The 11679-nt window shown below is 72.0% G+C and carries 10 protein-coding genes; 1 reads left to right on the forward strand and 9 read right to left on the reverse strand.

The window, feature by feature from the left end; all coding sequences use genetic code 11:
• Window positions 1–29: 29 nt before the first annotated feature.
• The 4 genes from F6X68_RS24345 to F6X68_RS24360 all read right to left on the reverse strand — a co-directional run bounded on the left by F6X68_RS24345 (window position 30) and on the right by F6X68_RS24360 (window position 6240).
• Window positions 30–1277: a cell wall anchor protein gene (locus F6X68_RS24345; RefSeq protein ID WP_151456464.1), complete on the reverse strand. Its 1248-nt coding sequence runs from the start codon at window positions 1275–1277 to the stop codon at window positions 30–32.
• A 223-nt stretch (window positions 1278–1500) separates the two neighbouring features.
• The gene (locus tag F6X68_RS24350; RefSeq protein ID WP_151456465.1) at window positions 1501–2706 is read right to left on the reverse strand and encodes an LPXTG cell wall anchor domain-containing protein; all 1206 of its coding nucleotides are present in this window, start codon (window positions 2704–2706) and stop codon (window positions 1501–1503) included.
• 351 nt (window positions 2707–3057) lie between these two features.
• Window positions 3058–4248 (reverse strand): cyclic dehypoxanthinyl futalosine synthase, encoded by a 1191-nt coding sequence (mqnC, locus tag F6X68_RS24355; protein ID WP_151456466.1) that lies wholly within the window; start codon window positions 4246–4248, stop codon window positions 3058–3060.
• Window positions 4249–4392: 144 nt separating this feature from the next.
• Window positions 4393–6240, reverse strand: a complete 1848-nt coding sequence (locus tag F6X68_RS24360) for an FG-GAP-like repeat-containing protein (protein ID WP_151456467.1) — start codon at window positions 6238–6240, stop codon at window positions 4393–4395.
• Window positions 6241–6517: 277 nt separating this feature from the next.
• On the opposite strand from F6X68_RS24360, the gene F6X68_RS24365 reads away from it, so the two are divergent.
• Window positions 6518–7282 carry an N-acetylmuramoyl-L-alanine amidase gene (locus tag F6X68_RS24365; RefSeq protein ID WP_225852395.1) on the forward strand — a complete coding sequence of 255 codons (765 nt, stop codon included), beginning with the start codon at window positions 6518–6520 and terminating at the stop codon, window positions 7280–7282.
• Between the two features lie 87 nt (window positions 7283–7369).
• Here the strand turns inward: F6X68_RS24365 and paaE are convergent, their stop codons facing one another.
• The 5 genes from paaE to paaA form a co-directional block, all read right to left on the reverse strand.
• Window positions 7370–8479 (reverse strand): 1,2-phenylacetyl-CoA epoxidase subunit PaaE, encoded by a 1110-nt coding sequence (gene paaE / locus F6X68_RS24370; RefSeq protein ID WP_151456468.1) that lies wholly within the window; start codon window positions 8477–8479, stop codon window positions 7370–7372.
• Window positions 8476–8952, reverse strand: coding sequence for a 1,2-phenylacetyl-CoA epoxidase subunit PaaD (gene paaD, locus F6X68_RS24375; protein WP_151456469.1), 477 nt, complete (start codon window positions 8950–8952; stop codon window positions 8476–8478). Before paaD ends, paaE begins: the two co-directional genes overlap by 4 nt.
• Before the next feature lie 52 nt (window positions 8953–9004).
• Window positions 9005–9730, reverse strand: a complete 726-nt coding sequence (gene paaC, locus F6X68_RS24380) for a 1,2-phenylacetyl-CoA epoxidase subunit PaaC (protein ID WP_151456470.1) — start codon at window positions 9728–9730, stop codon at window positions 9005–9007.
• A 76-nt stretch (window positions 9731–9806) separates the two neighbouring features.
• Window positions 9807–10127: a 1,2-phenylacetyl-CoA epoxidase subunit PaaB gene (gene paaB / locus F6X68_RS24385; protein WP_121397098.1), complete on the reverse strand. Its 321-nt coding sequence runs from the start codon at window positions 10125–10127 to the stop codon at window positions 9807–9809.
• Window positions 10124–11191, reverse strand: a complete 1068-nt coding sequence (paaA, locus tag F6X68_RS24390) for a 1,2-phenylacetyl-CoA epoxidase subunit PaaA (RefSeq protein ID WP_132232144.1) — start codon at window positions 11189–11191, stop codon at window positions 10124–10126. The genes paaB and paaA overlap by 4 nt, the downstream gene beginning before the upstream one ends.
• Window positions 11192–11679 lie beyond the last annotated feature (488 nt).

Below are 11679 nucleotides of genomic sequence, written 5' to 3' on the forward strand. Positions count from 1 at the left end.
CGCCCACCCCGCCCCCGCGTCGCCGTACGTCAGTCGGTCGACTTCTCGTCGCCGGGCGCCACCAGGACGACCCTGCGCCGCCGGGAGAGCAGCAGCAGCGCGCCGCCGGCCAGCAGCACGGCCGCGCCGATGCCTCCGATCAGCCCGGCCTGCACGCCGGTCACCGGCAGCCCGCCGTCGCCGCCGCCACCGCCACCGGGGGTGGTGGTCGGGGCCGCCGTGGGTACGCCGGTCGGGGTCGCCGTCGGGGTCGGCGTCGGCTCACCGGTCGGGGTCGGGGTCGGGGTCGGCTGCGCCGACAGGTCGACGAAGGCCTCGAAGAACGTGTGGTTGTCGCCCATGTCGGCCTCGGAGAAGGCCTTCCGCTGCGCCTGGCCGGCGATCCGCGGCTCCTCCTCCGGCTCGCCCTCGGCGACGTCCAGCCCGTACGCGAAGAGGTCGCCCTCCCGCAGCACCGGCTCGGTCACGTCGTCGCCGACCTTCACGGTGACGTCGGCGGTGTAGTACTGCCCCCGGCGGATCGTCGCGCCGGCGTCCTCGCAGAACGCCTGCTCCTTGCCGAGGTACACCTGCGTGACGCAGCCCTGCGGCACCGTCACGAAGCTCACACCCGCCGGGAGGGTGATGCCGTAGAAGACACCGGTCGCGGGCCGGCTGCCGTCGTTGTAGACCGCCCAGTCCAGCGGGACGGTCTCGCCCCGGCGCACCGGCCTGAGGTCCGGCTCGTCGGCCACCGCGCCGTTGACCACGACGCCGGCCTGGACGTCCTGCGCCCAGGCGGTGAGGTCGTAGCCGGGCTTCGTCACGGTCACCGGCACGACGACCTTGTCGCGAACCTTGCCCCCGGGCGTCGCGGTGACGACGTGGACGACCAGCTTGCCGCCGTCGCCCCGGCCGCCCGTGCTGAACAGCGGGACGCCGAAGTCCTTGCTGGTGCCGGCGGGCAGGTCGCCGAGGGAGCACTGGTAGAGGTGGCTCTCGATGGCGCGGCAACCCTCGGGCACCAGGAAGCCGACGCGCTTCTCCTTGAGCTGCTGGGTGTTGACCCGCAACGAGACGTCCTCCGCCGTGGCCGTGCCGGCGTTGGTGACGGTGAACTTGAACGGCTTGCTCCGGGCCGCGTCGACACCCTTCGCGAGCTGGGTGCTGATCGGGATCAGGGCGAGGTCCGGCCCGTCGGCGGCCTGGGCGGGAACGGCGACGGTGGTCAGGCCACCCGCCGCGAGGAGTGCCACGGCACCGGCGCGGGCCAGGGCCGAGCGATGGAACAGGGTCATCGGTCCCCCGGGGGGTTAGGGAAGAAACGGATGGTTGCGGAACCCGGGCGGACGCTATCGAAGGTCGAAGCGGCACGCCAGCAGGGAGATCGTGTTTCATCCGTCCGGCCGATCCGGTCGGACGGGACGGCCCGACGCACAGCGGGGGCGGGATGGTCACCCATCCCGCCCCCGCTGCCGTGCGTTATGTGAACGACCCTCGCGGGTCGATGGAGGACGACCGTCAGGCCGTCGGCTTCTCGTCGCCCGGGGTCACCAGGACGACCCGGCGCCGCCGCGCCACCATGAACATGGCCGCGCCCGCGATCAGCACCGCGCCGCCGATGCCGCCGATCAGCGTGGTCTGCGCGCCGGTGACCGGCAGGCCGCCGTCGTCGTCACCGCCGCCGCCCGCGCCGCCCTTGGCCGCGACGATCACCGCGTACGCGTCGGAGTTGTCGGTGGCGTCCACGTCGGTCGCCCGCAGGCCGGTGACGTTCTCCGGCAGGGTGACCGCAGCCGCCCGCATCCGGCTGGGCGCGGACCCGACCGGCTCGACGCTGACCAGACCGCCCTTGAGGGCACCCGGCTTCACGTCCGCCGCCACGTCGAACACGTGGTAGAAGCCGTAGGCCGAGTAGAGCTTGTCCTCGGGGTTGGTGTCCTCGTCCTGCGGGATCAGGCCGAAGTTGGCGTAGGTGCAGGTGAAGGTGGACTTGTCGGCCGCGTACTCGCAGCCCGGCTCCACCTCGGTCGGGGTGACGCCCTTGGGCAGCTTGACGCTGATCTTCAGACCGGCGGCGGCCTTGTCACCCTGGTTCGTGATGAAGTAGGTCAGCGCCGAGCGGCCGCCCGCGTGCAGGTCGCCGGAGTAGACCGGATTGCCGTCGACGATCTTCACGGCCTGCTTGACGTCCTCGGCGACGACCGAGAGGTCCGGCCCGCTGGCGTCGGAGAAGTCCAGCGTGGCGGTCTTGGTGTTGTTCGCCGCGTTCGTGTCGTCCTTCGAGATGAGCTTGAAGGAGAGCGGGGCCTTGTAGGTGCCCTCGGCCTCGAACTTGAACAGGACGATCGGCAGGTCGGTGGTCTCACCCGGGCCCGGCAGGCCCTTCTCCGTCGCGTGGCAGATGAACGCGGTCGGCTTCTCCCCGGCGAACTCGATGTCGCAGCCGTCCTCGACGGCCGGCACGGCGGCGACCTTGTCGAAGTCGACCTTGGACACGTCCACCCGCACGGACAGTTCGCTCGGGGTGTTCTTGCCGGTGTTGGTCACCTTGGCGTAGGCGAACTTGCCCTGCGCGTTGGCGGCGACCCGCGTGCCGGCCACCTCGATCGCGAGGTCCGTCTCCGTGCCCGAGGCGTGAGCCGGGCTACCGAGGACGGTCAACGCGCCGGAGGCGAGCAGCGCGCCGGCGCCGATACGCGCCAGCGAACGGTTACGGAAGATCATGGAAGAGTTCCCCCCGTTGGGGTGAAGGAAAGGTACGGCCGGGGACGTTAGCGGTAAGCGATCACGCCCGCCACCCCGCAGGACGGGCGCGTTGAACAGCCTGGCTAAGAATCACTTAAGGAATGCCCGGATTGATATGTCTTGCTGCCCCGGCCATCCCGACACCGACTCCGAACGGCAATCTAATTGAGATCAACGGCCGACGGGAATTCACCCGATCGGCCAGCCGAGCGACTCATTTACCGTCACTTTCCGTATTCCCATGATCCACGCAGTGGTCCACGTACGACGACACCCCACCGCCGGACGGCGGTGGGGTGTCGGTGATGCGGGTGCCTGCGGACGCCCCGCTCAGCGGGCGTCGACCAGCGGCAGGGACTTCCCGGCGCCGCCGCCCGGCATGGCGATCGAGGAGAAGTGCGAGACGACCCGCTCGTCGGTCGGGTCGTCGGCCGGGGTGCGGTGCACGGCCAGCCGGTTGTAGAGGGTGTCGCGCTGGGCGGGGATCCGGTCCGCCGAGCGGATCATGCCGATCAGCTCGTGCAGGTTGGAGCGGTGCCGCGCACCGGCCGAGGAGATGACGTTCTCCTCCAGCATGATCGAGCCGAGGTCGTCCACGCCCATGTGCAGGGCGAGCTGCCCGACGTCCTTGCCGGTGGTCAGCCAGGACGCCTGGAGGTGCGGCACCGTCTCGAAGAAGAGCCGGGCCACCGCGACCAGCCGCAGGTACTCCAGGGTGGTGGCCTGCGTACGGCCCTTGAGGTGGTTGTTCTCCGGCTGGTACGTCCAGGGGATGAACGCCCGGAAGCCCTTCGTGCGGTCCTGCACGTCGCGGATCATCCGCAGGTGCTCGATCCGCTCGGCGGCGGTCTCACCGGTGCCCATCATCATGGTGGCGGTCGACTCGACGCCCTGCCGGTGCGCCAGCTCCATGACCTCCAGCCAGCGCTCGCCCGACTCCTTCAGCGGCGCGATGGCCTTGCGCGGGCGGGCGGGCAGCATCTCCGCGCCGGCGCCGGCGATCGAGTCCAGCCCGGCGGCCTTGATCCGGGCGATGGCCTCGTCGAGGCTGACGCCGGAGACCTTGGCCATGTGCAGGATCTCGCTGGGGCCGATCGAGTGGATCGCCAGCTGCGGGTACGCCTTCTTGACCGAGGAGAACAGCTCCTCGTAGTACTCCACGCCGTAGTCCGGGTGGTGCCCGCCCTGGAGCATGACCTGGGTGGCGCCCAGCTCGACCGCCTCGCCGCAGCGGCGCAGGATCTCCTCGGTCGGGTGGGTCCAGCCCTCCTTGTGCTTGGGGGCCCGGTAGAACGCGCAGAACTTGCACGCCGTCACGCAGACGTTCGTGTAGTTGATGTTGCGGTCGATCAGGTACGTGACGACGTTGTCCGGGTAGCGGCGTCGGCGCACCGCGTCGGCGGCCTCGCCCAGGGCATGCAACGGCGCCTCGGTGTAGAGCAGCAGGGCCTCCTCGGGCGTGATCCGCCCGCCGTCCGCGCCACGCTGCAGGATGTCGTCGATCTCCCGGCTCACACTCACCCCCCGAGCCTACGTCGCCCGCTCAGGGGACCGGTCGATGGCCGCCGAACAGCCCGCCCGGCGGCGCGTCGGGTGTGACGGTGTTCACCCTCGCCGGTGGTGCGGCGCCGCCCGTCCGACGACGGACGACGCCGCACCCTCCGGTCAGAAGACGCGCGGGATGCTGCTGGGCGTCCAGCCGCTGCCCACGGCACTGGTGCTGGTGGCGTAGAGCTTGAAGTCGGCGCTCAGGTCCCCGGTCGACTGGAAGCCGAGCATGACGCCGGCGGAGTCCTGCCCGATCAGGTCGGTGCGTCCGTCGCCGGTGAGGTCCCCGACCAGGATGCGGGGCCGGTTCGTCGTGCCCCAGTTCGTGCCCACGTACGGGTAGGGCCCGGAGAACAGCAGCCCCTCGCCGGTCATCGCCTTCGACGACCGGTACGCCCGCAGCCGTCCGTCCGCGAGCTGGGCGACCAGGTCGGTGGTGCCGTCACCGTCGAAGTCGGCCGGCAGGATCCGAGGAATCGAGGAACTCCGCCAACCGGTGCCGACCACCTTCGCCACGAGAGTCGTCGGGAAGAGCCTCATGTCCATGGAGAGATTTCCGCTGGACGGGTAGCCCTTCATGGTGCCGTCTGCGTGCTGGGCGATCAGATCGGTCCGCCCGTCGCCGTTGAAGTCGCCGGTCAGGATGCGCGGCACCTCCGTGGTGGTGAAACCCGTGCCGACGTCCCTCGTCGTCCCGGCGAACAGCTGGGCGTCGGCCGACAGGTCGCCCGTGGACGTCCAGACCCGTAGCGTGCCGTTGAGCAGCTGGCCGAGGAGGTCGGTGCGGCCGTCGCCGTTGAAGTCGCCCGGGATCAGGCGGGGGATCGAGCCGCTGGTGAAGGCGGTGCCGACGATCGCGGACGCCCCGGCGAAGAGCCGGTAGTCGGCGGAGAGGTCGCCGGTCGACTCCCAGGCGGTCAGGGTGCCGTCGCCGCTCTGCGCGATGATGTCCGTCCGGCCGTCCCCGGTGAAGTCCCCGGTGAGCGCCCGCGGCCGGTTCGCCCCGCCCCAGTTCGTCCCCACGTAGCGGTAGGGCGACGGGAAGAGCGGGGCGGTGCCCGAGAGGTCGCCGCTCGACGGGTACGCCCGCAGCCTGCCGTCGGCGAGCTGGACAACCGCGTCGGTGCGGCAGTCGCCGGTCCAGTCGCCCAGGATCACCACACCCGCCTGGTCGGCCGGGCCGTGACTCGCGCCACCGGCACTGCAGTTGTTGGGCGTGTTCTGGCGGATCCAGCCGGCCAGGTCGTCGGTGCGGGTCTCGATGGCGTCCCGCCGGGTCTCCGTCTCGGCGAGGCAGCCGCCCTGCCAGGAGGTGGCATGCACGGCAACCAGCTCGGGACGCCCGTCCACCACCCGCACCGCCGGCCCTCCGGCGTCGCCCTTGCAGGTGGTCGGCCCACCCTGCCCGTTGCTGATCGCGACCGAGGTGGCCGAGACGGCGCCGACCGTGACCGGCGCACCGTGCAGCTTGTCGGGCACCCACTCGGTGGCGGTACGACCGAAGCCGAGCGCCTGCAACGTCTCGCCCGGCACGGGTGCCCCGGTGGCGAGCGCGACCGGGGTGACGCCGACCACCGGCAGCGTGAGCCGGAGCAGCGCGAGGTTCCGATCCGGGTGCGACACCACGAGATTGGCACGCTGCACCCGGCCGTCGTTCGTGGTCAGATCCAGCCGGCCCACGGTGACCGTGGTGGGCCACGCGGGCGCGCTCGCAGTCGAGCGCGGGCCCGGGGTGGGGGGAAGGCATGAGTGGGCCGTCAACACCCACTGGGGCGCGACCAACGCCCCGGAGCAGGCGCCCATCTCACCGAAGGTGACCTTCGCCGCGAAGGCGTACGCGCTGTCCGTGACCGGGCTGCCCCCGCTTACCGCCCGGGCCGGCGCACCTGCGACGGCCCCTGCCGTCAACGCGGCGGCGACACCGATGACGAGGGCTCTTCGCCGTCGTCGTACCTGCTGATCCATCGACTCTCCGTTCCTCGGGCACGGCGGCCGGCCACCCGCGCTCCGGCACCGGCCGGCTCGACCCGCCAGTCCGCCCGGGGCGCACGGTCGGCCGCGTCACCTGTCGGTGACGGACTGGAATATAGATGTTGGGCGGTCGCCGCACCGCCCCGCTCGACCGCCGCGATCAGGCCCTCCCGACGCACCCATCGAACCATTAACATTCGTGAATGATCGTGAAGACGTCTTCCCCCACCCGTCCTCCCCTACGTCGCCTCGCCGACCTGATGGCAACCTGATGGCGACCATCCCCTGGCTCGCCGACGTGCTCCGCGCCGCCGGCGTCACGGTGGTGGAGCACGGCAACTGGCTCGGCCGGGTCTCCGGCAGCTCGTTCAATCCGATCGGCGTGCTCTGGCACCACACCGCCGCCACCTCCAGCGCCGGCAACCCGCACCCCGCCCTGAACATCTGCATCAACGGCCGCTCCGACCTGCCCGGCCCGCTCTGCCAGGCCCTGGTCGACCACCACGGCGTCTTCCACGTCATCTCCGGCGGGCGGGCCAACCACGCCGGCGTCAGCCGCGGCAGCGGCCCCATCCCGGCCGGCGACGGCAACACCCTGATGGTCGGCTGGGAGATCGACTACAACGGGGTCAACCAGGCCATGACCGGCGCCCAGTACAGCGCCTCGGTGCTCGCCACCGCCGCCGTGCTGCGGCGGCTCGGCCGCGACGCCAGCCACGCCCGGGGCCACCGGGAGACCAGCACCAGCGGCAAGATCGACCCGTCGTTCGTCGACCTGGACTCGATGCGCGCCGACGTGGCCCGCCAGCTCGCCGGCAACCCACCCCTCGACCTCACGGAGAACGACATGAAGCTCATCCAGTCACCCGGCCGCGGCATCGCCCTCGTCGGACCCGGCTACTTCCGCCAGCTCCGCAACGACGAGGAGGTGCACGCCGCCGTCGCGCTGGCCGGCAACCCGCTGGTCGGCAACGACCGCCAGTTCGACCTGTGGCGCAGTATCGCCTACGACGGCCAGGTCAAGGCCCCGAGCTGACCGCACGCAAGGGGGTCGGCGGGTGCGACGCGGTGCCTGCGCCGACCCGCCGACCCGGCTGCGCCCGCCGAGCGGCGGGCGGACCGGTCAGGCGTCGTAGTCCACCGTGAGCCGGTCGGTCGTCGGGCTGGACTGGCAGGTGAGGACGTAGCCGGCGGCCACCTCGTCCGGCTCCAGCGCGTAGTTGCGGGCCATCGTGACCGCGCCGTCGACCACCTTGGCCTTGCAGGTCGAGCAGACCCCGCCCTTGCAGGCGTAGGGCAGCTCGCCGCGCACCTTCAGCGCAGCGTCCAGCACCCGCTCGTCGCGCCGCATCGTGAAACGCGACGACCGGCCGTCCAGCAGGATGGTCACCTCGGCGCCGCCCCCCGGCTCGTCGGCCGGGCGTCGCGGCGGGGCCGGGGCCTCGGCAACGTGGAACAGCTCCGTGTGCACCGCCGACTCCGGCACGCCGCGCGCGGCGAGCACCTCCCGGGCGTCCACCACCATGTCGTACGGGCCACAGAGGAACCACTCGTCGACGGTGTCGCCGGGCACGACGGTGTCCAGCAGCCGGCCCAGCCGGTCGGCATCGATCCGGCCGGAGAGCAGCGCCGACTCGCCCTGTTCCCGGGAGAGCACGTGCACCAGGTGCAGCCGGGTGGGCCACCGGTCCTTCAGGTCGGCCAACTCCTCGGCGAACATCACCGTGTTCGCCGTGCGGTTGCCGTACACCAGCGTGAACGTGCTGGCCGGCTCGACGGCGAGCGCCGTCGCGACCAGCGCGAGCACCGGGGTGATGCCCGAGCCGGCGACCACCGCGCCGTAGTGGCGGGCCCGGTCCGGCGCGAGGGCCGTGGTGAAGTGCCCGAGCGGCGGCAGCACCTCGATCGTGTCGCCGCCGCGCAGCGCGCCGCAGGCGAAGGCGGAGAACGCGCCGCCGGGGATCTCCCGCACGCCGATCCGCAGCCGGCCGTGCCGGGCCAGGTCGTCGGGCGTGGAGCAGATGGAGTACGACCGCCGCACGTCCTCGCCGGCGGCGCCGGGGCGGCGGACGGTGAGGTGCTGGCCGGCGGAGAACGCGAACGTCTCGCGCAGCTCCGCCGGCACGGCGAAGGTGACCGCCACGGCGTCGTCGGTGAGCCGGTCGACGGCGGCGACGGACAGCGGGTGGAAGACCGGCCGGCGACGGACCGGGCGGGTGATGGTGACAGTCACAGCGCCTTCAGGTGGTCGAAGGGTTCACGGCAGGAACGGCAGCGCCAGAGCGCCTTGCACGCGGTCGAGCCGAAGCGGCTGACCTGCTCGGTCTCGGGCGAGCCGCAGCGCGGGCAGCGGACGGCGAGGGTCAGCGGCACCACGTTGTCGGCGCGTACGGGCGACGGCGGGGCGATGCCGGCGGCGGCGAGCTTGGCCCGGCCGGCGTCGGAAATCCAGTCGGTGCTCCACGCCGGGCTGTAGACGGTCCGCACGTCGGCCTCGGGACGCCCGGCGGCGGCCAGCGCCCGCCGGATGTCGGCGCGGATCACGTCCATCGCCGGGCAGCCGGTGTAGGTGGGGGTGATGGTCACGACCACCCGGCCGGTCGCCGGGTCCTCGTCGACCGCCCGCAGGATGCCGAGGTCGTCGATGGTGACCACCCGGATCTCCGGGTCCACCACCGCCGCCACGGCCTCCCGCGGAGTCACCAGTGCCGCCTTCCGTTCGCGACTGCGGGGCTCCGCTGCGCTGCACTCCTCGCGCTCACCAGTGCGCTCCGGGGTGGGCGCGGTGCAGCACCTGCATCTCGGCGAGCAGGAAGGACAGGTGCTCGGTGTGCACGCCGTCCCGCCCGCCGCCCGGCGCCCAGCCGGACTCCGGCCGGGTCAGCGTGGCCTCGTCCAGCACGGCACCGACGGTGGCGTCGAAGTCGGCCCGCAGGGTGGCCGGGTCTACCGGCGCCGCCGGGTCGGGGGCGAACAGCTCGTGCACGTACGGCCAGACCTGGTCGACCGCCGCCTGCATGCGCCGGTGCGACTCCTCGGTGCCGTCGCCGAGCCGCCGCACCCACGTCGAGGCGTGGTCGAGGTGGTAGGCCGACTCCTTGCGGGCCTTGGCCCCGATCGCGGCCAGCCGCTCGTCGGCGCAGCCGGCCAGCGCGGTGTAGAGCGGAAGCTGGTAGGCCGCCAGGAAGAGCAGCTTCGCCATGGTGACCGCGAAGTCGCCGTTGGGCAGCTCCACGAGCAGGCAGTTGCGGAACTCCCGGTCGTCGCGGAGGAACGCCAGCGCGTCCTCGTCCCGGCCGGCGCTCTCCACCTCGCCCGCGTACGACAGCAGGAGCCGGGCCGCGCCGAGCTGGTCGAGGGCGATGTTGGCCAGCGCGATGTCCTCCTCCATCTCCGGCGCGCGGGTGGTCCACTCGGCCAGCCGCTGCGCCGCGACGAGCGCGTCGTCGCCGAGGGCGAGGGCGAAGTCGAAGGGGCCGTTCACGCCGCCACCTCGCTCCGCTCGGCGGCGGCGCGACGCGCCCCGGTGCTGAGCCGAATGGTGCGCTCGCTGCGCTCGCTCACAGGTGGGCCACTCCGTCCGGCACGTCGTAGAAGGTGGGATGCCGGTAGACCTTGTCGGCCGCCGGGTCGAAGAAGGCGTCCTTCTCGTCGGGGCTGGACGCGGTGATCGCGCCCGCCGGCACCACCCAGATGGAGACGCCCTCCTGGCGGCGGGTGTAGAGGTCCCGCGCGTTGCGCAGGGCCAGCTCGGCGTCGGGGGCGTGCAGGCTGCCGACGTGGGTGTGCGACAACCCGCGCCGCGCCCGCACGAAGACCTCCCACAGGGGCGAAGGACCGCTCACGCCGCGCTGGTCCGTCCGCTCGCTACGCTCGCTCACGCCGCTACCTTCTCCTTCTGCTCCACCCGCTTGGCGGCGTACGCCGCGGCGGCCTCCCGCACCCACGCGCCGTCGTCGTGGGCGCGGCGCCGGTGCTCCATCCGCTGCCGGTTGCACGGGCCGTTGCCCTTGATCACCCGCATCAGCTCGTCGTAGTCGGGCTGGGTGAAGTCGTACGACTGCCGGGACTCGTTCCAGCGCAGGTCGGGATCCGGGATCGTCAGGCCGAGGATCTCCGCCTGCTGCACGCACATGTCCACGAAGCGCTGGCGCAGCTCGTCGTTGGAGAAGCGCTTGATCTTCCAGGCCATGGACTGCGCCGAGTGGGTGGAGTCGGTGTCCGGCGGGCCGAACATCGCCAGGGACGGGTACCACCAGCGGTCGAGGGCGTCCTGCGCCATCGCCTTCTGCGCCGGGGTGCCGTGCGCGAGCGTGTGCAGGATCTCGTAGCCCTGCCGCTGGTGGAACGACTCCTCCTTGCAGACCCGGATCATCGCCCGCGCGTACGGCCCGTAGGAGCAGCGGCAGAGCGGGACCTGGTTGACGATGGCGGCGCCGTCCACCAGCCAGCCGATGGCGCCCACGTCGGCCCAGGTCAGGGTGGGGTAGTTGAAGATCGAGCTGTACTTCTGCCGGCCGTTGAGCAGCAGCTCGACCAGCTCGTCCCGGCTGATCCCGAGGGTCTCGGCGGCGGCGTAGAGGTAGAGGCCGTGGCCGGCCTCGTCCTGCACCTTGGCCAGCAGGATCGCCTTGCGCTTGAGCGAGGGGGCGCGGCTGATCCAGTTGCCCTCCGGCTGCATTCCGATGATCTCGGAGTGCGCGTGCTGCGCGATCTGCCGGATCAGCGTCTTGCGGTACGCCTCGGGCATCCAGTCGCGCGGCTCGATCTTCTGGTCGGCGTCGATGACCTCGGCGAAGTACGCCTCGAGGTCCTCGTCCGCGCCGGGGGCGCCGCCCCGACGGCCACGTGCGGCGGCCTCCCGCAGGGCCGCCTCCGCCGCCTCGACCTCGCCGAGCAGGCCACCGCCGGGTGCGTCCTCGGCGGAGAAGTCGTTGCCATACATGAGGTCAAGTGTTACAGCTCGCCTCTCGGGACACCAGAGGGTGTAACAGGTTTCCGGAGACAGTTTCGGCACGGGGCGGGGACTCCGGCAGCCGGGCAAACTATGACTTGGGTCACTATGGGAAGGTGAATCCTCTCAACAGCCGCATAGCGGCTCGATATCCCGCCTACATGGCAAGTTGCCAGGTGTCGGGTCCTGGCGCGCCGCCGATCCGCACGTAGACTTCCCCCGTCACACCGATCGGCTGCCGACGATCGCCCGAGAAACACGGAGGGCGGATCCCCCGGCCCTCGGCCAGCCGCCGATCCGTCCGACAACCAGCCGGTCCCCCCGGCCTGACATCTGGAGCTCACCCACTCATGCGATCCCGCGTGACCCTGGTGCTCGCCGTCGTGGCGGTCCTCCTCGGTGGCGGCCTGCTCGTTCCGGCCGCGTACGCCCGACTCGCCGGCGACGACGCCGCGAGCGGCGGGAGCGGCGGCGGAAGC

It is taken from the genome of Micromonospora sp. AMSO12t (assembly GCF_008806585.1).
In the GTDB taxonomy this organism is placed as follows: Bacteria; Actinomycetota; Actinomycetes; order Mycobacteriales; family Micromonosporaceae; genus Micromonospora; species Micromonospora reichwaldensis.

What these genes read in the sequence shown, in the direction of transcription:
- F6X68_RS24350 (WP_151456465.1), bottom strand. Translation starts at nt 2,706, where the DNA reads ATGATCTTCCGTAACCGTTCGCTGGCGCGTATCGGCGCCGGCGCGCTG.
- F6X68_RS24365 (WP_225852395.1), top strand. Translation starts at nt 6,518, where the DNA reads ATGGCGACCATCCCCTGGCTCGCCGACGTGCTCCGCGCCGCCGGCGTC.
- F6X68_RS24345 (WP_151456464.1), bottom strand. Translation starts at nt 1,277, where the DNA reads ATGACCCTGTTCCATCGCTCGGCCCTGGCCCGCGCCGGTGCCGTGGCA.
- paaA (WP_132232144.1), bottom strand. Translation starts at nt 11,191, where the DNA reads ATGTATGGCAACGACTTCTCCGCCGAGGACGCACCCGGCGGTGGCCTG.
- F6X68_RS24360 (WP_151456467.1), bottom strand. Translation starts at nt 6,240, where the DNA reads ATGGATCAGCAGGTACGACGACGGCGAAGAGCCCTCGTCATCGGTGTC.